Genomic DNA, 22,837 nt, shown 5'->3' with positions numbered 1-22,837 from the left:
GCCCAAGGAAGCCCCATGCCCCGCACGCTGTACGACAAGATCTGGGACGAGCACGTCGTCCACACCGAGGAAGACGGCACCGCCATCCTCTACATCGACCGCCACCTGGTGCACGAAGTGACCAGCCCCCAGGCCTTCGAGGGCCTGCGCGAGACCGGCCGCAAGGTCTGGCGCATCAGCTCGGTGGTGGCCACCGCCGACCACAACACGCCCACCACCGGCTGGGAGCGCGGCTACGACGGCATCACCGACCCGATCTCCAAGGAGCAGGTCACCACGCTGGACAAGAACATCGGCGAGTTCGGCGCGGCCGCCTACTTCCCCTTCCTGTCCAAGCGCCAGGGCATCGTGCACGTGATCGGCCCGGAGTCGGGCGCCACGCTGCCCGGCATGACGGTGGTCTGCGGCGACTCGCACACCTCCACGCACGGCGCCTTCGGCGCGCTGGCGCACGGCATCGGCACTTCGGAGGTGGAGCACGTGCTGGCCACCCAGACCCTGCTGGCCAAGAAGGCGAAGAACCTGCTGGTGCAGGTCGACGGCAAGCTTGCCCCGGGCGTGACCGCCAAGGACATCGTGCTGGCCATCATCGGCAAGATCGGCACGGCCGGCGGCACCGGCTACACCATCGAGTTCGCGGGCTCGGCGATCCGCGCGCTGTCGATGGAAGGCCGCATGACGGTGTGCAACATGGCCATCGAGGCGGGCGCCCGCGCCGGCATGGTGGCGCCCGACGAGAAGACCTTCGAGTACATCAAGGGCCGGCCGCTCGCGCCCAAGGGCGTGGAGTGGGAACAGGCCGTGGCCTACTGGCGCACGCTGTTCTCCGACCCGGACGCGAAGTTCGACGCGGTGGTGAAGCTCGATGCCTCGCAGATCGTCCCGCAGGTCACCTGGGGCACTTCGCCCGAGATGGTCACCTCGATCGACGGCCGCGTGCCCGATCCGGACAAGGAAAAGGACGCCAACAAGCGCGGCGCGATCGAGCGCGCGCTGACCTACATGGGCCTGGCCCCCGGCAAGCCGATGAACGACATCTACGTGGACAAGGTGTTCATCGGCTCCTGCACCAACAGCCGCATCGAGGACATGCGCGAAGCCGCCGCGCTGGTGAAGAAGCTCGGTCGCAAGGTCGCGCCCAACATCAAGGCGGCGCTGGTCGTGCCGGGTTCCGGCGTGGTCAAGGAGCAGGCCGAGCGCGAAGGCCTGCACGAGATCTTCAAGGCCGCGGGCTTCGAATGGCGCGAGCCGGGCTGCTCCATGTGCCTGGCGATGAACGCCGACCGGCTGGAGCCGGGCGAGCGCTGCGCCTCCACCAGCAACCGCAATTTCGAAGGCCGCCAGGGTGCCGGCGGCCGCACCCATCTCGTGAGTCCCGCCATGGCTGCCGCTGCCGCAGTCCATGGTCATTTCGTCGACGTCCGGCAGTTCGCCTAGCCCAGAGGAGCGCCTTCATGAAAACCATCACCACCGCCACCCTGATCGCCTTCGCCGTCCTGCTCGCCGGCTGCAACACGATGCGCGGCTTCGGCCAGGACGTCCAGAAGGTCGGGGACAAGATCGAAGAAAAAGCGAAGAAGTAGAGATGGACAAGTTCACCGTGCACAAGGGCGTGGTCGCGCCCATCGACCGCGAGAACGTCGACACCGACGCGATCATCCCCAAGCAGTTCCTCAAGTCGATCCGCAAGACCGGCTTCGGCCCCAACCTGTTCGACGAGTGGCGCTACCTGGACCACGGCGAGCCGGGGCAGGACCCCGCGACGCGCAAGCCGAATCCGGACTTCATCCTGAACCAGCCGCGCTACCGCACGGCCTCGGTGCTGCTGGCGCGCAAGAACTTCGGCTGCGGCTCCTCGCGCGAGCACGCGCCCTGGGCGATCCAGCAGTACGGCTTCCGCGCGCTGATCGCGCCCAGCTTCGCCGACATCTTCTTCAACAACTGCTTCAAGAACGGCCTGCTGCCCATCGTGCTGCCGGAAGCGACGGTGGCGAAGCTGTTCGACGAAGTGCTGGCCTTCCCCGGCTACGAGCTGACCGTGGACCTGGAGCGCCAGGTGGTCGTCAAGCCGCAGGGCGAGGAGATCCCGTTCGAGGTGCAGGGCTTCCGCAAGTACTGCCTCCTGAACGGCTTCGACGACATCGGCCTGACCCTGCTGAAGTCCGACAAGATCAAGGCCTTCGAAGCCCAGCGCCTGGCCACCAAGCCCTGGCTCGCGCACACCATGCCCCGCTGAACGCCGAACGAAGAACGAAGAACGCACATGAAGATCGCAGTCCTGCCGGGTGACGGCATCGGCACCGAAATCGTCGCCGAGGCGGTGAAGATCCTGAAGGTCCTGGACCTGAAGTTCGAGATGGAAACCGCGGACGTCGGCGGCGTGGCCTACGACAAGCATAGCCACCCGCTGCCCGAGGCGACCCTGAAGCTCGCCAAGGAAGCCGACGCGGTGCTGTTCGGCGCCGTCGGCGACTGGAAGTACGACAAGCTGGAACGCCAGTTCCGCCCCGAGCAGGCCATCCTGGGCCTGCGCAAGAACCTGGGCCTGTTCGCCAACTTCCGCCCGGCGATCTGCTACGAGCAGCTCACGCACGCCTCCAGCCTGAAGCCGGAACTGGTGTCCGGCCTGGACATCCTGATCATCCGCGAGCTGACCGGCGACATCTATTTCGGCCAGCCGCGCGGCCGCCGTACCTCCCCGGCGGCAACTTCCCGGGCGCCGAGGAGGCCTTCGACACCATGCGCTACACGCGCCCGGAGATCGAGCGCATCGCCCACGTCGCCTTCCAGGCCGCCCGCAAGCGCAGCAAGAAGGTGACCAGCGTGGACAAGGCCAACGTGCTGGAGACCTTCCAGTTCTGGAAGGACGTGGTCACCGAGGTGGGCCAGCAGTACCCGGACGTGAAGCTGGACCACATGTACGTGGACAACGCCGCCATGCAGCTGGTCAAACAGCCCAAGTCCTTCGACGTTGTGGTCACCGGCAACATGTTCGGCGACATCCTCTCGGACGAGGCCGCCATGCTGACCGGCTCCATCGGCATGCTGCCCTCCGGCAGCATGAAGCGTCCAGCCAGGGCCTGTACGAACCGTCCCACGGCAGCGCGCCGGACATTGCCGGTAAGGGAATTGCAAACCCCTTGGCTACAATATTGTCTGCCGCCATGATGCTCCGCTATTCCCTCAACCAGCCCGCCGCCGCCGACCGCATCGAGTCCGCGGTGAAGGACGTGCTGTCCCAGGGCCTGCGGACGGCGGACATTTACAGCGAAGGCACCCGCAAGGTCGGCACGCGTGAGATGGGCGACGCGGTCGTGGCTGCCATCACCAAGAAGACGATTACCAAGAGCTAGACAGCTCCGGTTCGTCGCGCCCTCCCCGGCCGGACGAGCCGGGGAACCAGATTCAACTTGAACTGAAAGGCGCACCGATGAAACTCTCGAACGGACAACAACCGATGGTCGGCCTCGTCGGCTGGCGCGGCATGGTCGGCTCGGTCCTGATGGACCGCATGCAGGCCGAAGGCGACTTCGGCCTGATCGAGCCGGTCTTCTTCTCCACCTCCAACGCCGGCGGCAAGGCGCCCGCCATGGCGAAGAACGAGTCGAAGCTCAAGGACGCGTTCGACATCGAGGCGCTGAAGAAGTGCGACATCGTCATCACCGCCCAGGGCGGCGACTACACCACCGAGGTGTTCCCCAAGCTCCGCGCCGCCGGCTGGAACGGCCACTGGATCGACGCGGCCTCCACCCTGCGCATGAAGGACGACGCGGTCATCATCCTCGACCCGGTGAACATGCCCGTCATCAAGAATGCGCTCGCCAAGGGCGGCCGCAACTGGATCGGCGGCAACTGCACGGTCAGCTGCATGCTGATGGGCGTGGGCGCGCTGTACAAGGCCGGCCTGGTCGAGTGGATGACCAGCATGACCTACCAGGCCGCCTCCGGAGGCGGTGCCCAGCACATGCGCGAGCTGCTCACGCAGTTCGGCACGCTCAACGCCGAAGTGCGCTCGCTGCTGGACGACCCGAAGTCGGCCATCCTGGAGATCGACCGCAAGGTGCTGGCCCGCCAGCAGTCCATGACGGGCGAAGAGACCACCAATTTCGGCGTGCCCCTGGGCGGCTCGCTGATCCCCTGGATCGACAAGGACCTCGGCGGCGGCGTGTCGCGCGAGGAGTGGAAGGCCGGCGCCGAGACCAACAAGATCCTGGGCCAGGGCGAAGGCTTCGGCAGCAAGGCGGTCCCGGTCGACGGCTTCTGCGTGCGCGTGGGCGCCATGCGCTGCCACTCGCAGGCCCTGACCTTCAAGCTGAAGAAGGACGTGCCGGTGGCGGACCTCGAGGCGCTGATCGCCGCCGACAACCCGTGGGTCAAGGTCGTGCCGAACACGCGCGAGGCGACGCTGCAAGGCCTCACGCCCGTGGCCGTGACCGGCACGCTGGAGATCCCGGTGGGCCGCATCCGCAAGCTGGCCATGGGCCCGGAGTACGTCGGCGCGTTCACGATCGGCGACCAGCTGCTGTGGGGCGCAGCGGAGCCGCTGCGCCGGATGCTGCGGATCCTGCTGGACGCCTGAAGTCACGCCCCACCGCGCGTGTATCCACAAGTTACCGCGCGTTGTGACTCGGCAACAAGCATGGGCGCATCAAGCTGTGTGCAAGCGTTCCACGGACGTTAAGCGGTGTCTCAGCTTGTCAGTCTAAGACGTTGCTGTTATGGTCCTTTTTCGAATTAAGCCTCGAAGGCAATGGGCCGCATGAAGAGAAAAAGACTGCCTCCCGACCGAGGAGTAGGGACGCCATCACAGAAGAGCCTGCCGAAGCTCCGGCTGTCGACGCTGGCACTGGCGGCCGCAGTCACTTTCGGCCTGGCCTCGCCCGACGCGCTCGCGCTGGCGCTCGGCCGTGTCACCGTGCAATCGGCGCTGGGCGAGCCGCTGCGGGCCGAGATCGACGTGCCCGAGATCACGCCCGAGGAAGTCTCCTCGCTGCGCGCCTCGATCGCCTCGCCCGCCACCTTCCGCACCCAGGGCCTCGAGTACAGCCAGGCGCTGTCCAACGTCACCATCACCCTGCAGCGCCGTCCCAACGGCGGCTACTTCCTGCACCTCGCGAGCGACCGCCCGGTCAACGAGCCCTTCGTGGACGTGATCCTGGAGGCCAACTGGTCGTCCGGCCGCGTGCAGCGCGACTTCACGATGCTGTTCGACCCGCCGGCGCTGCGCCAGCCCGGCGCCCCGGTCACCGCGCAGGTCGCGCCTTCCGCCGGCAGCCAGCGCCCGGCGCCGTCCGCGCCCGCAGCGGCGGCCCCGCGTCCCGCGCCTGCGGCTCCCGCCGCGCCCGCCGCGCCGCCGGCCACGGCACGCGCGCCCGCCCCGGCGACGGCGGCCCCGACTCCTTCCGCATCCACGCCCGCATCCGGAGATGCCGGCAAGCGCGTGACCGTGCAGGCCGGCGACACCGCCGGCAAGCTGGCCGCGGCCAACAAGCCGGCCAGCATCTCGCTGGACCAGATGCTGGTGGCCATGCTGCGCGCCAACCCGGACGCCTTCGTCGACGGCAACGTGAACCGCCTGAAGGCCGGCGCCGTCGTCGAGATCCCGAGCGGCGAGCAGGCCGGCGGCGTTCCGTCCGACGAGGCGAAGCAGACCGTCGTGGCGCAAAGCCGCGACTTCAACGAATTCCGCCGCCGCCTCGCCGAGGGCGTGCCGGCCGCGGCCACGCCGGGCACGAGCCGCCAGACTTCCGGCCGCGTGCAGGCGCAGGTCGAGGACAAGAAGGCCGCGGCGAGCACGCCGGACCGCCTGCAGCTGTCCAAGGGCGCGGTGCAGGGCAAGGCCTCGACGGCCGACCAGATCGCCCGCGACCGTGCGGCCAAGGACGCGCAGACCCGCGTGGCCGAGCTGAACAAGAACCTGGCGGACCTGAACAAGCTCACCGGCGGCGGTACCGCCGGCACCGGCACGACCAAGGCCGGCCCGGGCATCAGCGCCCCGCCCGGCGTGACGCCGCCCACGACCGCGACGCGTCCGGCTTCCGCGCCGGCGGCCGCCGCCGCACCGTCCGCCGCGACCGCTGCAGCCGCCGCCAAGCCGGCACCGGCACCCGCGACCACCGTCGCCGCTGCACCGGCGCCCACGCCGGCACCGACCCCGGCGCCCACGCCGGCCCCGACGCCCGCGCCGACGCCTGCGCCCACCCCGGCGCCGACGCCCGCACCGACTCCTGCACCCACGCCCGCACCCGCCCCGGTGGCCGCGGCGACGACGGCCACGCCGGCGGCCAGCGCCGCGCCTGCCGCCGGCGCCGCTTCCGCCGCCGTCGCCAGTGCATCGGCCGCGTCCGCGCCGCAAGCCGCCTCCAGCACCGCAGCCGCCGTCGCCGCCGCCAGGCCCGCGATCAAGCGGCCGGCGCCGCCGCCGCCCGAGCCCAGCCTGCTGGACGACGTGCTCGAGAATCCGCTGATCCCCGCATTGGGCGTCGGCCTGCTCGCGGTGCTCCTGGGCTTCGGCTTCTACAAGATGCGGCAGAAGCGCAAGACCGCTGCCGTCGACAGTTCCTTCCTCGAGTCCAGGTTGCAGCCGGATTCTTTCTTCGGCGCCAGCGGCGGACAACGCATCGACACCGCTGAGACCAACAATCCGACGGGCTCGTCGATGGTTTATTCGCCGAGCCAGCTCGATGCCGCCGGCGACGTGGACCCCGTCGCCGAAGCCGACGTGTACCTGGCCTACGGCCGCGACCTGCAGGCCGAGGAAATCCTCAAGGAAGCACTGCGCATCAACCCGCAGCGCGTGGCGATCCACGGCAAGCTGCTGGAGATCTACGCCAAGCGCCGCGACGTGAAGGCCTTCGAGGCGGTGGCCGCCGAGGCCTACAGCCTCACGCAGGGCGCCGGCCCCGAGTGGGACCACATCTGCGACCTGGGCCGCGACCTGGATCCCGCCAACCCGATGTACCGTCCCGGCGGCCAGCCGGGCGCCGGCGCCGCGATGGCCGCCGCCGCCGTCGGTGGTGCTGCCGTGGCGCATGCCGCCCGCGCACCTGCCCAGCCGCCGGTGCCGCCCGCCGGTGCCGACCTGGACCTCGACCTCGACTTCTCCCTCGGCGACGAGCCGGACACGCTGCAGCCCCATGCCCCCGCGGTGCAGGCGCCGGTGGCGCGTCCCGCCCCGGCACCGATGGCCGCCGCGCCGGCGCCCTCGCTGGAACTGCCGCCGATGGAGATGGACTTCAGCGCCCCGCCGTCCGCCATGCAGACGCAGCCGGTGCGCCTGGAGGCGCCCTCGCTCAACGTCGGGAACAGCCTGGATTTCGAACCGGTCGCCGCCGCGCCCAAGGCGGCCCCGGCCGCGCCGGCCGCAGCCCCCAAGGGCGACATGCTGGAATTCGACCTGGGCGGCCTCTCGCTCGACCTGCCTGGCAGCAGCGCACCGGCGCCGGCACCCGCGCCCGCCGCGACCCGCCCGGCCCCGGCGATGAACCTCGACGCGTCCGCGCTCAGCCTGGACATGCCGCCGCCCGCGGCCAGCAGCGCAGGCGACGTCCCGGCGGAAGCCGAAGGCCCGCTGGCCACCAAGCTGGCGCTGGCCGAGGAATTCAACGCGATCGGCGACGCCGACGGCGCCCGCAGCCTGGCCGAGGAAGTGCTGGCCGAGGCCTCGGGCGACCTGAAGTCGCGCGCGCAGCGCCTGCTGGCGGAAATCGGATAAGAACCCGTAGGCTGGTGGTGAGGCGCAGCCGAACCCCAGCTTTCGGCGCAGCGCAGCGCTGGGGTTCGCTCCGCTCACCACCAGCCTACGATCGCCCTCGTGAGGATCGCCCTCGGCATCAGCTACAGCGGCCAGCCCTACGACGGCTGGCAGAGCCAGCCGTCCGGCCGCACCGTGCAGGACCAGCTGGAAGCCGCCCTCGGGCGCTTCGCCACCGTCCGCCTCTCCACCACCTGCGCCGGCCGCACCGATGCCGGCGTGCACGGCCTGATGCAGGTGGTCCACTTCGACACCGAGCTGCAGCGCGAGGAGTTCTCCTGGGTGCGCGGCACCAACACCTTCCTGCCGCCCGACATCGCCGTGCAGTGGGCGCGGCACGTGCCCGACGCCTTCCATGCCCGCAACAGCGCACGCGCGCGCCGCTATGCCTACGTGCTGCTGGAGTCGCCCGTGCGCCCCAGCGTGGAGGCCGGCCGGGTGGGCTGGGTCTTCCGCCCGCTCGACGCGGACGCGATGCGCGCCGGCGCCGCGCACCTGGTGGGGGAACACGACTTCACGTCCTTCCGTGCCTCCTCCTGCCAGTCGCCCACGCCGGTGAAGACGCTGGCGCCGATCGCGATCTCCCGCCGCGGTCCCTACTGGCGCTTCGAGTTCGAGGGCAACGCCTTCCTGCACCACATGATCCGCAACATCATGGGCTGCCTGGTCGCCGTGGGCCAGGGGCTGCAGGCGCCGGGCTGGATGCGCGAGGTGCTGCAGGCGCGCAGCCGCGACGCCGCCGCCCCCACCTTCTCCCCCGACGGCCTCTATTTCCTGGGTCCCGTGTACGAGCCGCACTGGGAGCTGCCGAGCCATCCGGCTGCGTATGATTGGCTCCCATGAGCCCAGATGCATTGCGCACCCGCATCAAGATCTGCGGCCTGACGCGCGAGCAGGACGTGGACGCGGCCGTCGAGGCCGGCGCGGACGCGGTCGGCTTCGTGCTCTATGCGAAGAGCCCGCGGCACGTGAACGCGCAACGCGCGGCGCAGCTGGTGCAATGCCTGCCGCCCTTCGTCTCCCCGGTGCTGCTGTTCGTCAACGAGCCCCTGGAGGGCGTGCGCGCGGCCTGCGACCTGGTGCCCAACGCCCTGCTGCAGTTCCACGGCGACGAGACGCCGGACTACTGCCGCAAGGCCACCGGCGGCACCCGCCCCTACCTCCGGGCGGCCCGCATCCCGCTCGACGCGGCCCAGCCCTTCGACTTGCTAAAATTCGCCGCAGACTACCCAGAGGCGCAGGCCCTGCTGCTCGACGCGCATGTCGAGGGCTATGGCGGCGCCGGCAGGACATTCCCTTGGTCACGCCTTCCTCCAAGCGCCAGCTTTCACGCCGTTTTGTCTGGTGGGCTCACACCTGCAAACGTGGCCGATGGCATCGTGCAAGTGCGGCCGCGTTTCCGGACGCTGGCCGTTGATGTGAGTTCGGGCGTCGAGGCTTCGAAAGGAGTCAAGGACGCCGCCAAGATCCATCAGTTCGTGGCCGCGGTGCGCTCCGCGGACGAACGCCTTGCAAGGTCCTCCCATGTCCAGTTACCAGCAACCTGACGCCAGCGGCCATTTCGGCATCTACGGCGGCAGCTTCGTCAGCGAGACGCTGACCCACGCCATCTCCGAGCTGCGCGACGCCTACGCGAAGTACCAGCACGATCCCGAGTTCCTGCGCGAGTTCGCGTACGAGCTCAAGCACTTCGTCGGCCGGCCCTCGCCGATCTACCACGCGCAGCGCATGAGCCGCGAACAGGGCGGCGCGCAGATCTACCTGAAGCGCGAGGACCTGAACCACACGGGCGCGCACAAGATCAACAACGTGATCGGCCAGGCGATGCTCGCCCGCCGCATGGGCAAGCCGCGCGTGATCGCCGAGACCGGCGCCGGCCAGCACGGCGTGGCCACGGCGACGATCTGCGCGCGCTACGGCCTGGAGTGCGTCGTCTACATGGGCAGCAACGACGTCGTGCGGCAAAGCCCCAACGTGTACCGCATGAACCTGCTGGGTGCCCGCGTGGTGCCGGTGGAGTCCGGCAGCAAGACGCTGAAGGACGCGCTGAACGAGGCCATGCGCGACTGGGTCACCAACGTCGAGAACACCTTCTACATCATCGGCACGGTGGCGGGCCCGCACCCCTACCCGATGATGGTGCGCGACTTCCAGAGCGTGATCGGCAACGAATGCCTGGAGCAGATGCCGGAGATGGCCGGCCGCCAGCCCGATGCGGTGATCGCCTGCGTGGGCGGCGGCAGCAACGCCATGGGCATCTTCCACCCCTACATCCCCTACGAGAAGACGCGCCTGATCGGCGTGGAAGCGGCGGGCGAAGGACTGGACAGCGGCAAGCACTCGGCCTCGCTGCAGCGCGGCAGCCCCGGCGTGCTGCACGGCAACCGCACCTACATCCTGCAGGACCCCGACGGCCAGATCATCGAGACGCACAGCGTGAGCGCCGGCCTCGACTACCCCGGCGTGGGCCCCGAGCACTCCTGGCTGAAGGACACCGGCCGCGCCGAATACGTCGGCATCACGGACAAGGAGGCGCTGGAAGCCTTCCACTACCTGTGCCGCACCGAAGGCATCATCCCCGCGCTGGAATCGAGCCATGCGATCGCCTACGCGATGAAGCTGGCCCGGACCATGAAGGCGGACCAGCACATCCTGGTCAACCTCTCCGGCCGCGGCGACAAGGACATCGGCACCGTCGCCGACCTCGCGGGCGTGGAGTTCTACGACCGCCCCTCCATGCGCGGCCTCCAGCTCAAGGGAGGGCCGAAAAAATGAGCCCCCACGCTCCGCACTACGTGTCGTCGCTGCCCCCGAGGGGGCGTCTGCCTCCCTAGCGGCGGCTCGTCGGGAGGCAGAATGAGCCGGATCCAGCCCACCTTCGAGCGGCTCGCGCGCGCGAGCAGCGCAAGGCCCTCATCCCCTACATCACCGCCGGCTTCCCCTATGCCGACATCACGCCGGAGCTGATGCACGCGATGGTCGCCGCCGGCAGCGACGTGATCGAGCTGGGCGTGCCCTTCTCCGACCCGATGGCCGACGGCCCCGTGATCCAGAAGGCCGGCGAGAAGGCGCTGGCGCTGGGCGTGGGCCTGGCGCAGGTGCTCGCGATGGTGAAGGCCTTCCGGCAAGGCAACGCGGACACGCCGGTGGTCCTCATGGGCTACGCCAATCCGGTGGAGCGCTACGAACTCACGCACGGCAAGGCCGCCTTCGCGCGCGATGCCGCGGCCGCGGGCGTGGACGGCGTGCTGATCGTCGACTATCCCCGGAGGAATGCGAGGCCTTCGCCGCGCAACTGAAGGCCCACGGCCTGGACCTGATCTTCCTGCTGGCCCCCACCAGCACCGACCAGCGCATCCAGCAGGTGGCGCGCGTGGCCAGCGGCTATGTGTACTACGTGTCGCTCAAGGGGGTCACCGGCGCCGGCCACCTGGACACGGCCGCCGTCGAGGAAGCGCTGCCGCGCATCCGCAAGCACGTGAAGATCCCGGTCGGCGTGGGCTTCGGCATCCGCGATGCGGCCACCGCCAAGGCGATCGGTCGCGTCGCCGACGCCGTGGTGATCGGCACCAAGGTCATCCAGGTCGTGGAAGACCTGCCGCGCGAGCGGGCCGTGCCCGCCCTGTCCGCCTTCCTGGCCGACATCCGCGCCGCGCTAGACTCTCGCATTCGTTGAGGAGCACACAGATGAGCTGGTTGGAAAAACTGCTGCCCCCGAAGATCCAGCCCACGGATCCGAACGAGCGGCGCAGCGTGCCGGAAGGCTTGTGGATCAAGTGCCCGAGCTGCGAGACGGTGCTGTACAAGACCGACCTGGAGCAGAACCAGAACGTCTGCCCCACCTGCAGCCACCACCACCGCATCGGCGCGCGCGCGCGCCTGAACGCCTTCCTGGATCCCGAGGGCCGCTACGAGATCGGCCAGGAAGTCATCCCGGTGGACCCGCTGAAGTTCCAGGACAGCCGCAAGTACCCGCAGCGCCTGAAGGAAGCGCTGGAGAACACCGGCGAGACCGACGCGCTGGTCGTCATGGGCGGCTCGGTGCACAGCATCAACCTGGTGGCCGCCTGCTTCGAGTTCGACTTCATGGGCGGCTCCATGGGCAGCGTGGTGGGCGAGCGCTTCGTGCGCGGCGTCCACACCGCCATCGAGCAGAAGGTGCCCTTCCTGTGCTTCACCGCCACCGGCGGCGCGCGCATGCAGGAAGGCCTGCTGTCGCTGATGCAGATGGCCAAGACCAACGCGGCGCTCACGCGCCTGGCGAAGAAGGGCCTGCCCTACATCAGCGTGCTGACCGACCCCACCATGGGCGGCGTCAGCGCCGGCTTCGCCTTCGTGGGCGACGTCGTGATCGCGGAGCCCAAGGCGCTGATCGGCTTCGCCGGCCCGCGCGTGATCGAGTCCACGGTGCGCGTGAAGCTGCCGGAAGGCTTCCAGCGCGCGGAGTTCCTGCAGGAAAAGGGCGCGGTGGACCTGATCTGCGACCGCCGCGAACTGCGCAAGACCGTGGCCAGCGTGCTGGCGATGCTGACGCGCCAGTCGGCCGACGCCGTCGACTGATCAGCGCAGGATCGCGCCCTGCAGGTTGGCGACGATGATCGCCGCCACCTGCAGCAGCACCAGCAGCGCCAGCGGCGAGAGGTCGAAGCCGCCCACCAGCGGGATGATCTTGCGGAAGGGCCGCAGCATGGGCGCCGTGAGCCGGTCGATCACGTCGGTGATCGGCGAATCGGCCCGCACCCAGGACAGGATGGCGTACACGATCACGAGGCCGATCATCCCCGAGATCAGCAACCTCAGCAGCCCGAAGGCGGCGACGGCCGGCACCATGCTGTAGCCGCGGCCGATCATCAGCGCCAGGATGCCGAACTGCGCCAGCTCGAACAGGTAGGCCGCCACCAGGCTGGCGAAATCCCATCGCTTGTACCCCGGCAGCACCTTGCGCAGCGGCAGCACGATCCAGTCGGTGAGCGCGAAAACGAATCGCCCGACCGGATTGCCGAAAGGAATGCGCTGGTATTGCATGTAAAGCCGCAACAGGCAGGCGCCGCCCAGCAGGCCGGCGGCAACGTCGAGCAGGAAGGCGGTGATCTGGAAGAACATGGATCAGGTGGAGTCGTGGGATGATAGCGGCAGCCACTGGAACCACCCGTGCAGTCCACCCTCACACTGCAGTCCCTGCCCCTCTTTCCGCTGAGCGCGGTGCTGTTTCCGGACGGACTGTTGTCGCTGCGCGTCTTCGAGGTGCGCTACCTCGACATGATGAGCAAGTGCCGCAAGGCCGGCGCGCCCTTCGGCGTGGTGTCGCTCACGCAGGGCAACGAAGTGCGCCAGCCGGGCAGCACCGAGGCCTTCTCGCGGGTCGGCACGCTGGCCAACATCCATGAATTCGAACAGCCGCAACCGGGCCTGATGCTGGTGCGCGCCACCGGTGCGCAGCGCTTTCGCATCACCTCCAGCGACCAGCTGAAGCACGGCCTGTGGGTCGCCGACGTCGAGCGGCTGCCCGCGGACATGGCGGTGCCGATTCCGGACGACCTGCAACCCACCGCCGATGCCTTGCATCGCCTGATCCAGTCGCTGCAGCTCAAGCCCGGCCAGACCGGGCAGACGCCGCTGATGCCGCCCTGGAAGCTGGACGACTGCGGCTGGGTGTCCAACCGCTGGTGCGAGCTGCTGCCGCTGCCGGTGGCGCTGAAGCAGCGGCTGATGGAGCTGGACAACCCGCTGGTGCGGCTGGAGCTGGTGAGCGACGTGCTCACGCGCACGGGGATCATGGGGTAGCTCCAACGCTGGGGTTCGCCTTCGGGCTCACCGCCAGCCTACGATGCCGCTGTAGGCTGGCGGTGAGCGCCGCAGGCCGAACCCCAGCGGTTCACCGCGGCCCGTACTCTGGCACCTGCCCTTTCAGCCACTGCCGCAACGCATCCGACGCCGGCAAGGCGCCGGCATCGGCGATCCACCGCACCACCGCCTCCACATCCGGCAAGGGCCCCGCCGTCTTCGCGATCCGCAGCTTCTCGTGCGGCGTCGGCTCGGTGGTCTCGTCGTTCGCCAGCAGTTCCTCGTACAGCTTCTCGCCGGGCCGCAGGCCCGTGTAGCTGATCGGGACCTCCTGCTCGGTCTTCCCCGAGAGGCGGATCAGCATGCGCGCGAGTTCGACGATCTTCACCGGCTCGCCCATGTCCAGCACGAAGATCTGGCCCGACTGGCCCATCAGCCCCGCCTGCAGCACCAGCTGCGCAGCCTCCGGGATGGTCATGAAGTAGCGCACGATCTCCGGGTGCGTCACCGTCACCGGGCCGCCGCGCTCGATCTGCTGCGTGAACAGGGGCACCACCGAGCCGCTGGAACCCAGCACGTTGCCGAAGCGCACCGACACGTACTGCGTGCGCGGCTCCTGCGCCGCCACCGCCTGCACCACCAGTTCGGCCAGGCGCTTGCTCGCGCCCATCACGTTGGTGGGGTTCACCGCCTTGTCGGTGGAGATCATCACGAAGCGGCGGGCGCCGCAGGCCGAGGCGGCGCGCGCGGCGTTCCAGGTGCCCAGCACGTTGGTGCGCAGCGCCTCCACTTCGTTGAGCTCCTCCATCAGCGGCACGTGCTTGTAGGCCGCCGCGTGGAACACCACGGCCGGCTTGTGCTGGCAGACGATGGCATGCAGCCGTTCGTACTCGCGCACGTTGGCGGTGTAGTAGGCACCGTGCATCTGCGGATGCGCCTGGCGCAGCTCCTGTTCCAGCTGGTAGATCGCGTACTCGGAAACGTCGATGCACACCAGCCGGCCGACGCCGAAGCGCGCGATCTGCCGGCACAGCTCGGAGCCTATGGAGCCGCCGGCGCCGGTGACCACCACCACCTGCCCCGAGAAGAGTTCGGCCAGGCCGGCCACGTCCAGCGCCACTGGCGCGCGGCCGAGCAGGTCTTCCAGTTCGATGCGGCGCGGGCCGCTGCTTTCCGCCTTCAGCCACTCGTCCGGCCGCGGCAGCGTGAGCAGCGTGATGTGCGACTCCGACGCGAGCAGCAGGGCCTGCCGCCTTTGCTCCGACCCCGGCGGACTGGCCACCAGCGCCGTGCGGGCATCGACGGATTCGCAGACCTCCGGCAGGTCCTCGATGGAACCGAGCACGCGCACGTCCTGCAGGGTGCGCCCGCGCTCGGGCGCCAGCGGCGAGACGATGCCTACGGGGCGCCAGCGTTGCGATCCGCGCAGGGCCCGCAGTGCACCGGCCGCTTCGTCGAGCGTGCCGACGATCACCACCGGCGTGCCGCCCTGCACCTGGTGGCGCTGCTCGGCGAAGCTGCGCCAGGCGCCGCGCGCCGCACCCATCAGCAGGAAGGCCAGCAGCGGGTACAGCAGCAGCACCGAGCGCGGGAACTCCGGCAGGCGCAGCATCAGCACGATCGCCGCGGTGACCAGGCCGCCCAGCACCACGCCGCCGGCAAGCTGGCGGAATTCGGGCAGGCCGATGTAGGTCCACACCTGCCGGTCCACGCGCCGCAGCACCAGGCCGGCGGCCGTGCCGAGCGCGCACCACGGGCTGGAGACGAGCGCCAGCCGCGCGAACTCCGGCGGCACGTCGAGGTTGAAGCGCAGCCAGAACGCGGCCCACCAGGCCGCCAGGCCCAGTGCGACGTCCAGCGCGAGGAGCGGCAGCGCGCTCCTAGACAGCAGCCGCACCCAGGGCCTCCGCGCGCTGCAGGGCGCGCCGCAGGTGGTCGATCACGCGATCCAGCTGTTCGTCCGCCATGTTGGAGCCCGAAGGCAGGCACAGGCCCGCATCGAACAGGCGCGCCGACACGTCGTCGCCTTTCCGCATGCGGGAAATACTCCGCGCCGCGGAACAGGGGCTGCAGGTGCATGGGCTTCCACACCGGCCGCGCCTCGATCGAATGGCGCTCCAGGCTGCGCAGCACGTGGTCGCGGCGCTGGGCGGCGTCCGCGCCCTGCATCAGCATGCAGGTGAGCCAGCGCGTCGAGCGCATGCCGACCGGCTCCGGCATCCACTGCACCTCGCCGACCTCGGACAATGCCTGGCGGTAGATCTCGAACACCTGCCGGCGGCGTTCGACCCGCTGGTCCAGCACCTTGAGCTGGCCGCGGCCGATGCCGGCCAGCACGTTGCTCATGCGGTAGTTGAAGCCGACTTCGGCGTGCTCGTAGTGCGGCGCCGGCTCGCGCGCCTGCGTGGCGAGCTTGCGCGCACGCACGACCAGGTCCGGGTCGTCCGACACCAGCATGCCGCCGCCGGAAGTGGTGATGATCTTGTTGCCGTTGAAGGAATAGATGCCGATGCGGCCGAAGCTGCCGCTCGCGCGTCCCTTGTAGGTGGCCCCCAGGGATTCGGCCGCGTCTTCCAGCACCGGCACGCCGTAGCGCTCGCAGATCGGCAGCAGGGCGTCCATGTCGGCGCTCTGGCCGTACAGGTTCACCAGGATCACGCAGCGCGGCAGCCGGTTCTCGCGCCGCGCCCATTCGAAGGCGCGCTCCAGCGCCTGCGGCGACATGTTCCAGGAACCAGGCTCGGAGTCGATGAACACCGGCCGCGCGCCGCAGTACAGGATCGGGTTGCAGCTGCCCACGAAGGTGAGCGAGGAGCAGAACACCGTGTCGCCCGGCTGCACCCCGAGCAGCAGCAGGCCCAGGTGGATCGCGGCGGTACCCGAGCTGAGCGCCGCTGCGTGCCCGACGCCCGCGTAGGCGGCCAGCTCGCGCTCGAAGCCGTCCACGTGCGGGCCCAGCGGCGCGATCCAGTTGGTGCGGAAGGCGTCCTCCACGAAGGCGGTTTCCTCCTCGCCCAGGTGCGGCGAGGACAGCCAGATGCGCTGCGACAGCTCGCGCCGCATCACGATGTCCACCGGCCGGCCGGCGGCATCGACCACCGGCACGTGGTCGATCAGGTGCTTGTCCATCAGCGCCAGCGCCAGGGCCACGGGCTCCTGCTCGGTCATCGTGACCGGCGCCTGCCCCGGCAGCGTGGCGATGAAGGCGGATTCGGGCGCGTGCGCCAGCATGGCGCGGCGCAGGTCGCCGTCGCTCAGGGTGCGGCGCAGCCGGCCCTTGCTGTCCAGGACCAGCAGGATGTTCTTGGCCGTGCGCTCCATGGTGTCGAGCGCCTCGCGCACCGTGCAGGTGGCGGGAATGCAGAGCGCGCGGAACTGCTGCTCGTTCACCGCACCCTCCGCGCCGGCACGCCGGCGTACACGCCGGGCACCTCGAGGTTTCCGCGCACGACCGCGCCGGCACCGACCACGATATCGTCGGCTATGCGCACGCCGGGCAGTACCTTGCTGCCCGAGCCGAGCAGCACGCGGCTGCCGATGCGCGCGGCGCCGCCCAGCGCCACCAGCGGCGCGACGTGGGTGAAGTCGCCGACCTGCACGTCGTGGTCCACCACGGCGCCGTGGTTGACGATCACCCCGGTGCCGAGGCGCGCGCCCGGCGCGACCACGCACTGCGCGGTGAGCAGGCAGCCGGCGCCGACCTCGGCGTGCGTGGAAACGCTGGCGCGCGGATGGGTCACGGTGGCGAGCGGCAGGCCGATCGCCTTGGCTTCCCGTTCGCGCGCGGCCGCGGAGCCGATCGCCACGTGCACGGCGTCGGATTGCGCCACCGCCTCGTCCAGCGGCAGCACGGCCACGCCGGCCAGCAGCTGCTGGCCCACGCGCGCCGGGTCGCGGTCGCTCACCACGATGCGCTTCCAGCCCTGCGCGATCGCCGCATCGGCCACGACGCGGCCATGGCCGCCGGCGCCGAGGATCAGGAGGGTGCGGGAAAGTGCGCTCACGTCAGTAGCTGTTGGTCTTTTCGAGCACGGTGGGGCCCAGCGGCAGTTGCGCCAGGAGTTGCGCGATGCGCTCGCCGGCCTGGCCGTCGCCCCAGGGATTTTCACACGGCCAGCGGCTGTGGCTGCGCTGCGCGCGCAAGGCCTGTTCGATGGCCGCGGCCTCCACCGGCACGTCCACCACGTTGGGCCCGTGCTCGCGCATGTGCTGCCGGCTGCCGATGTTCACCACCGGCGTGCCGAAGCTCGCGGCCTCGATGATGCCGGAGGAGGAATTGCCCGCCATCACCGCGCAATGGCGCATGGCGGCGAAGAACTGCGCGCGCGGCAGGTGGGTCGCGCGGCGCGAGCCTGCGGGCAGCGCATCCTGCTGCAGCGCCTGCAGGATCTCGCGCGAGCCGGCGTCGGCATTCGGATCCAGCCACAGCACCGGCAGGCCGAGCGCCGTCAAGGCCTGCATGACCGTCCGCGCCTGCGCCGCGGCGTCATCGGCCTGCTGCACCACCGGGTGGAACAGCGCCAGCACGAAGTCCGCCTGCGGCGGCAGTCCCAGGTCCTGCAGGCACTGCTCGTGCGTGCCCGTGTCCATGGCCGCCAGGCCGTCGATGCCGGGCGCGCCGGTCAGGAAGATCCGGTCGGCAGCTTCGCCCATCTTGCGCAGGCGTTCGCGCGCGCCTTCGGTGGCGACGAAGTGGTAGCTGGCCAGCTTGCTGATCGCGTGGCGCACCGGCTCGTCCACCGTGCCGGAGCGCTCTCCGCCGTGCACGTGCACGGTGGGCACGCCGACGTGCAGGGCCGCGATCGCGCCGGCCAGCATCTCGCCACGGTCACCCAGCAGCAGCAGGGCATCGGGCCGCTCGCGTTCCAGCAAGGCCGTCATGCCGCGCACCACGTCGGCGATGGCGATCGCCATGCTGGCGCCGGTGCGCGTGAGCACGTCGACCGGGATCTCCGCCGCGATCGGCAGGCCGCTGGCGCGCACCTCGTCAACCGTGTGGCCATGCTGCGGGCTCAGGTGCGTGCCGGTCACCGCCACCTGCACCTGCAGGCCCGGCGTCTGGTGGATGCGTTGCAGCGTGGACTGCATCAGGCCGAAATCGGCCCGCGTTCCGCTGAGGTAGAGGATGCGGCGCGGCGGCATGCGTCAGCCCCTGGAAGCAGCGAGCTGCTCCCACTGCAGCACGGTGCCCGCGGGAATGGCGGTGCGGGCGGTGCCGCCGACGACGCGGTCCCAGTCGCGCGGCGGGATGCCGGTGGCGGGGCGCCGGCAGGCCAGCATGGCCGGCTGCAGGGTCGCACCGGCCGCGATGTCGACGGCGGCGACGATGCTGCGGCGGGCGACCCGCGCGGCGTCCTGCTCCTGCGGTTGCGGCTCCTTCACGCCGTCGCCCAGCATGGCCGCGATGCGGCGGATGCCGCGCACCAGGTCGGCGAATTCGGCCGGCTCCAGCGAAGCCGCATGGTCCGGCCCCGGCAGCGTGCGGTCCAGCGTGAGGTGTTTCTCGATCACCGTCGCGCCCAGGCTCACGGCCGCCAGCGAGGCCTCGATGCCCAGGCTGTGGTCGGAGTAGCCCACGGGCAGGCGCAGCGCCTCGCGCAGCGTGGCGATGGCGCGCAGGTTGAGCGCTTCGTCCGGCGCGGGATAGGCGGAGGTGCAATGCAGCACAGAGATGCCGGCGAGCGAGCCGCGCACCGCTTGCGCCCAGCCCAGGGCCTCCTGCACTTCCGCCATCGTCGCCATGCCGGTGGACAGCAGCACCGGCAGGCCGGTGGCGCAGGCATGCTCCACCAGCGCGCGGTGCGTGAGTTCGCCCGAAGGCATCTTGATGCGGCGCACGCCCAGGCCGACCAGCAGGTCCACCGCGTCCACGGAGAAGGGCGTGGAGAAGAACTCGATGCCGATGGCCGCGCAGTGGTCGCGGATGCGCTCGTGCTGCTCGCGTGAAAGCTCCAGCTTGCGCAGCATGCTGAACTGGTCCTGCTCGCCGGTCTGCCGCTTCTGGTAGTCCGCCGTGGGGGCGCCGGGCACCACCAGGTCCTCGGCGCGGAAGGTCTGGAACTTCACGGCGTCGGCACCGGCGGCCGCGCGGCGTCGCACAGGCGCAGGGCCAGCGCGAGATCGCCGTTGTGGTTGACGCCGGCCTCGGCGATGACGAACACGGCTTCCATCACCAGACCGTCCAGCCGCCGTCCACCACGAGGTTGTGGCCGTTGAGATAGGAAGAGGCGTCGCTGGCCAGGAACAGCATGCCGTTGACGATGTCCTCGCGCGTGGCCATGCGGCCGAGCGGCACGCGCTGCGAGTAGTTGCGAACGAAGGTCTCGTTCTGGCCGCTGAACACGCCGCCCGGCGTGATCGCGTTGACGCGCACGCCCTGGGCGCCCCAGTAGCTGGCGAGGTACTGGGTGAGCCCCCAGAGGCCCGCCTTGCTGGCCGAATAGATCGCCGGCGTGTTGATGGGCCGCCCCAGGTACTCCGAGCCTTCGTAGATGCGCTGGTCCGGCGCCACGATGCCGTAGATGGAGAGCGTGTTGACCACGGCGCCGCGGCCGCGCTGCGCCATCGGGGCGCCGAAGGCCTGCGCGCACAGCATGGCGCCGGTGAGGTTCACCGCCATCACCTGGTTCCAGTCCTCCAGCGGGAATTCCTCGAAAGGGGCGAAGAAGTTCTCGCTCTTGGTCGCGGCGTTGTTGAACAGGACGTCGGCCACGCCCCACGCGGCGTGCAGGCGGTCGGCGGCCGCGCGCACGCTGGCCCGGTCGCTGACGTCGGTGGCGATCTTCAGCAGGCAGTCGCTGTCGGGGCCCAGCTTGTCGAGGTCCTCGGTGCTGCGGTCCAGCGCACAGACGCGGGCGCCGGCTTGCAGGAAGGCGGCGACGGCGCCCTGCCCCAGGATGCCGGCGGCGCCGGTCATGGCGATGGTCTTGCCGTCGAGGCGGATGTTGGCGCCGGCCATGTCAGTTGAATTGCCGGAACACCGGCTTGATCGCGGGGCCTTCGAGGAAACGCTCGGCGCCGGCTTCCAGCGCCTGCGCGTACACGGCCAGCGCCTTGCGCGCCGCTTCCAGCGTGCGCTGCAGCTCGCCGTCGCGATGCGCGAAGCTCGGTGCGATCCAGGGCATCAGCACGCCGTGGCGGATCATTTCCTGCGAGAACAGCGTGCGCAGCGGCAGGCTGGGCTGGCCCTGCGCATCGAAGGTGAGGTAGTTCATGGAGATCGCATTGCCCTGCAACTGGAAGGCGGAGCCTACGCCCGCCTCGCGCGCGGCCTCCTCCAGCCCCGTCATCAGCTTGCCGCCGTAGTTCCACAGGTGCCCGACCACGTCCTGCTCCTCGTACACCGCGACCGTTTCCCGGAAGGCGGCCAGGCTGGCCATCTCGCCGCCATGCGTCGTGGACACGAGGAAGGTGCGCTCCTGCCCGGGCCGGTTGATCGCGCCGACTTCCATCACCTCGCGCCGTCCCACCAGCGCGGCGACCGCGAAGCCGTTGGCCATGCCCTTGCCGAAGGTGCTCAGGTCCGGCTGCACGCCGAACAGCTTCTGCGCGCCGTGCAGGTCCCAGCGGAAGCCGGTGATCATCTCGTCCAGGATGAACAGCGCGCCCTCGCGGCGGCACAGGTCCTGCACCAGCTTCAGGAAGTTGCCCGGCCATTGCGCGACGACAGCTGTCGGCGGCCGCAGCCGGTCGTAGCCCGGCGCGCCATCGCAGGGTCCCACGGTCGTCGCCGGCTCCAGCATCACGCCGGCGATCTGCCCCGGGTGCTGCGCGAACAGCGCCTGCAGGCTGGCCAGGTCGCCGTAGTCGAACAGCAGCGTGGTCGCGTGGTGCACCTCGGGGATGCCGCGCTTGATGGCGGTGGCGCCGATGAACCAGTCGTCGAAGGAGAAGAAGGGATGCTGGCGCGGCACGCAGATGAGGGGCCGGCCGGTGAAGGCGCGCGCCACCTTGGCCGCCGCCGTCGTGACGTTGGATCCGTTCTTGGCGAACTTCACCATGTCGGTGCCGGCGATCTCCACCATCTTCTCCGCCGCCTCCAGCTCAGCACGGAAGCGCGCGTGAGGTTCACGCCCAGCTCCATGCCGCGGATGGCGGCGCGGTTGATGCGCTCGTCGGCATAGCCCAGGGTCACGGCCCGCAGTCCCATGCCGTAGTCCAGCAGCGTGCGCCCGTCGGCGGTGCTGACGTAGGCGCCCTTGCCGCTGACCAGGATGTCGGGCGCGTTCGCCGGGTACTGGTCGTCGCCACGCGAATAGGTGTGCGCGCCGCCGGGGATGACGCGGTGCAGGCGCTCGCTGTAGCTCTTGCTCATGCCGCCTCCATCGCTTCCAGCAGCGAGAGCACGCGGATGTCGTCCTGCAGGCTGTGCGGGAAGCTGGCCTTGCCCTGCGCAGCGGCCAGGAAGCTGCCGATCTCGGCGACGTACATGGCTTCGCCGATGTTCTGGTGGTAGCCCGCATGCGCGCTGCTGCGTGGCTGGTGCAGTTCCACCGAGCGCGCCGCGTCGGCTTCGTAGATGCGCACGGTGCCGCTGTCCCAGTCCCAGGACAGCGAGGCGCGCTCGAAGTTGAGCGTGAGCTTGCGCACGGCCTGGCGCGCGACCACGTCCACCACCAGGCTGCCGACGAAGCCGTCGAAGCGCAGCAGGGCCGCGTAGGTGTCGTCGATCGGAGCGCCCACGTCCGCGGTGCGCAGCTTCATGCCCTGCACCTGCTGCGGCCAGCCGAAGGCGTCGACCATCCAGGTCAGCTCGAAGGGCACGATCTCGCGCGCGCCGCCGGTGAGCGGGTTGGAGACGTAGTAGTCGGTGACCTTCTCCCACGGATGCCAGTCCGGCAGGTACTGGCCGCAGTGGTAGGAGAAGTTGCAGGGCTTGCCGTAGCGGCCCGACTGCACGGCCTGCGTGATGTCGCGGATGGCGGAATGGAAGCGCAGCGTGCAGGACGGCGCCACCAGCACGCCCTTGGCGCGGGCGCGCTCGTCCAGCGCGGGCAGCGGAGCGCGGATCACGCTGGCCTCCACGAAGCAGGGCTTGCCGGCGGCGATGGACCACTCGATGGCCGTGTGGTGCTGGTCGGGCGGCGTGGAGATCACCACCACGTCGAAGCCGCGCAGGTCGTCCGCCGCGAGCTGGTCGCGGACGGAGATCCCGTATTCCTTGGCCGCCCGCTCGCGCCGGTCCGCGCGCGTGTCGAAACCGGCGACCGCGTCCACGCCATGCTGCTGCAGGCAGCGCACGCGCCGCCGTCCCATCGAGCCCAGTCCGATCACCAGCGCCTTCACGGCAGCCTTCCCTTG

The 22,837-nt window shown here is 70.1% G+C and carries 19 protein-coding genes and 3 pseudogenes; 12 read left to right on the top strand and 10 right to left on the bottom strand.

What is annotated here, in order from left to right:
* Positions 1-15 precede the first annotated feature (15 nt).
* From leuC to accD, 11 genes and pseudogenes are all read left to right on the top strand, one after another.
* Positions 16-1,437: a 3-isopropylmalate dehydratase large subunit gene (leuC, locus tag HK415_RS02175; RefSeq protein WP_171556597.1), complete on the top strand. Its 1,422-nt coding sequence runs from the start codon at positions 16-18 to the stop codon at positions 1,435-1,437.
* A gap of 17 nt (positions 1,438-1,454) precedes the next feature.
* Positions 1,455-1,583, top strand: a complete 129-nt coding sequence (locus tag HK415_RS02170; RefSeq protein ID WP_171556596.1) for an entericidin A/B family lipoprotein — start codon at positions 1,455-1,457, stop codon at positions 1,581-1,583.
* Between the two features lie 2 nt (positions 1,584-1,585).
* Positions 1,586-2,236 carry a 3-isopropylmalate dehydratase small subunit gene (gene leuD, locus HK415_RS02165; RefSeq protein ID WP_171556595.1) on the top strand — a complete coding sequence of 217 codons (651 nt, stop codon included), beginning with the start codon at positions 1,586-1,588 and terminating at the stop codon, positions 2,234-2,236.
* Between the two features lie 27 nt (positions 2,237-2,263).
* Positions 2,264-3,353 (top strand): annotated as a pseudogene (gene leuB, locus HK415_RS02160) (3-isopropylmalate dehydrogenase).
* A gap of 77 nt (positions 3,354-3,430) precedes the next feature.
* The gene (asd, locus tag HK415_RS02155) at positions 3,431-4,579 is read left to right on the top strand and encodes an aspartate-semialdehyde dehydrogenase (RefSeq protein ID WP_171556594.1); all 1,149 of its coding nucleotides are present in this window, start codon (positions 3,431-3,433) and stop codon (positions 4,577-4,579) included.
* Positions 4,580-4,759: 180 nt separating this feature from the next.
* A complete protein-coding gene (locus HK415_RS02150; RefSeq protein ID WP_171556593.1) occupies positions 4,760-7,714 on the top strand; it encodes a motility hub landmark protein FimV in 2,955 nt (984 codons plus the stop codon).
* Between the two features lie 99 nt (positions 7,715-7,813).
* A complete protein-coding gene (truA, locus tag HK415_RS02145) occupies positions 7,814-8,596 on the top strand; it encodes a tRNA pseudouridine(38-40) synthase TruA (protein ID WP_171556592.1) in 783 nt (260 codons plus the stop codon).
* The gene (locus HK415_RS02140; RefSeq protein WP_171556591.1) at positions 8,593-9,300 is read left to right on the top strand and encodes a phosphoribosylanthranilate isomerase; all 708 of its coding nucleotides are present in this window, start codon (positions 8,593-8,595) and stop codon (positions 9,298-9,300) included. The genes truA and HK415_RS02140 overlap by 4 nt, the downstream gene beginning before the upstream one ends.
* The gene (gene trpB, locus HK415_RS02135; protein ID WP_171556590.1) at positions 9,278-10,528 is read left to right on the top strand and encodes a tryptophan synthase subunit beta; all 1,251 of its coding nucleotides are present in this window, start codon (positions 9,278-9,280) and stop codon (positions 10,526-10,528) included. The genes HK415_RS02140 and trpB overlap by 23 nt, the downstream gene beginning before the upstream one ends.
* A gap of 140 nt (positions 10,529-10,668) precedes the next feature.
* Positions 10,669-11,429 (top strand): annotated as a pseudogene (gene trpA / locus HK415_RS02130) (tryptophan synthase subunit alpha).
* A gap of 11 nt (positions 11,430-11,440) precedes the next feature.
* Complete coding sequence (gene accD, locus HK415_RS02125; RefSeq protein ID WP_171556589.1) at positions 11,441-12,313, top strand: acetyl-CoA carboxylase, carboxyltransferase subunit beta; 873 nt, start codon at positions 11,441-11,443, stop codon at positions 12,311-12,313.
* Here accD and HK415_RS02120 read toward each other — a convergent pair whose 3' ends face one another.
* The gene (locus HK415_RS02120; RefSeq protein WP_171556588.1) at positions 12,314-12,856 is read right to left on the bottom strand and encodes a YggT family protein; all 543 of its coding nucleotides are present in this window, start codon (positions 12,854-12,856) and stop codon (positions 12,314-12,316) included.
* A gap of 48 nt (positions 12,857-12,904) precedes the next feature.
* Between HK415_RS02120 and HK415_RS02115 the strand changes: the two genes are divergently transcribed.
* Complete coding sequence (locus HK415_RS02115; protein WP_171556587.1) at positions 12,905-13,537, top strand: LON peptidase substrate-binding domain-containing protein; 633 nt, start codon at positions 12,905-12,907, stop codon at positions 13,535-13,537.
* A 91-nt stretch (positions 13,538-13,628) separates the two neighbouring features.
* Here the strand turns inward: HK415_RS02115 and HK415_RS02110 are convergent, their stop codons facing one another.
* From HK415_RS02110 to HK415_RS02075, 9 genes and pseudogenes are all read right to left on the bottom strand, one after another.
* Positions 13,629-15,434, bottom strand: coding sequence for a polysaccharide biosynthesis protein (locus HK415_RS02110; protein ID WP_309246545.1), 1,806 nt, complete (start codon positions 15,432-15,434; stop codon positions 13,629-13,631).
* A 197-nt stretch (positions 15,435-15,631) separates the two neighbouring features.
* Positions 15,632-16,858, bottom strand: a pseudogene (locus HK415_RS02105) (aminotransferase class I/II-fold pyridoxal phosphate-dependent enzyme); the annotation flags it as partial.
* A 65-nt stretch (positions 16,859-16,923) separates the two neighbouring features.
* Positions 16,924-17,541, bottom strand: a complete 618-nt coding sequence (locus HK415_RS02100; protein WP_171556586.1) for a NeuD/PglB/VioB family sugar acetyltransferase — start codon at positions 17,539-17,541, stop codon at positions 16,924-16,926.
* Position 17,542: 1 nt separating this feature from the next.
* Positions 17,543-18,679 carry a UDP-N-acetylglucosamine 2-epimerase gene (gene neuC, locus HK415_RS02095; RefSeq protein ID WP_171556585.1) on the bottom strand — a complete coding sequence of 379 codons (1,137 nt, stop codon included), beginning with the start codon at positions 18,677-18,679 and terminating at the stop codon, positions 17,543-17,545.
* A 3-nt stretch (positions 18,680-18,682) separates the two neighbouring features.
* Positions 18,683-19,603 (bottom strand): N-acetylneuraminate synthase family protein, encoded by a 921-nt coding sequence (locus tag HK415_RS02090; protein WP_309246544.1) that lies wholly within the window; start codon positions 19,601-19,603, stop codon positions 18,683-18,685.
* A 103-nt stretch (positions 19,604-19,706) separates the two neighbouring features.
* A complete protein-coding gene (locus HK415_RS02085; RefSeq protein WP_171556584.1) occupies positions 19,707-20,495 on the bottom strand; it encodes an SDR family oxidoreductase in 789 nt (262 codons plus the stop codon).
* 1 nt (position 20,496) lies between these two features.
* Positions 20,497-21,561, bottom strand: a complete 1,065-nt coding sequence (locus HK415_RS02080) for an aminotransferase class III-fold pyridoxal phosphate-dependent enzyme (protein WP_216369709.1) — start codon at positions 21,559-21,561, stop codon at positions 20,497-20,499.
* The gene (locus HK415_RS23710) at positions 21,531-21,851 is read right to left on the bottom strand and encodes a PLP-dependent aminotransferase family protein (protein WP_216369708.1); all 321 of its coding nucleotides are present in this window, start codon (positions 21,849-21,851) and stop codon (positions 21,531-21,533) included. The genes HK415_RS02080 and HK415_RS23710 overlap by 31 nt, the downstream gene beginning before the upstream one ends.
* Positions 21,848-22,822, bottom strand: a complete 975-nt coding sequence (locus tag HK415_RS02075) for a Gfo/Idh/MocA family protein (protein ID WP_171556583.1) — start codon at positions 22,820-22,822, stop codon at positions 21,848-21,850. Before HK415_RS02075 ends, HK415_RS23710 begins: the two co-directional genes overlap by 4 nt.
* Positions 22,823-22,837 lie beyond the last annotated feature (15 nt).

Origin of the sequence: Ramlibacter montanisoli, assembly GCF_013087525.1 — a bacterium.
Classification (GTDB): domain Bacteria; phylum Pseudomonadota; class Gammaproteobacteria; order Burkholderiales; family Burkholderiaceae_C; genus Ramlibacter; species Ramlibacter montanisoli.
The sequence above is the reverse complement of the archived record's forward strand: the minus strand, read 5'-3'. Positions and strand labels throughout refer to the sequence as shown.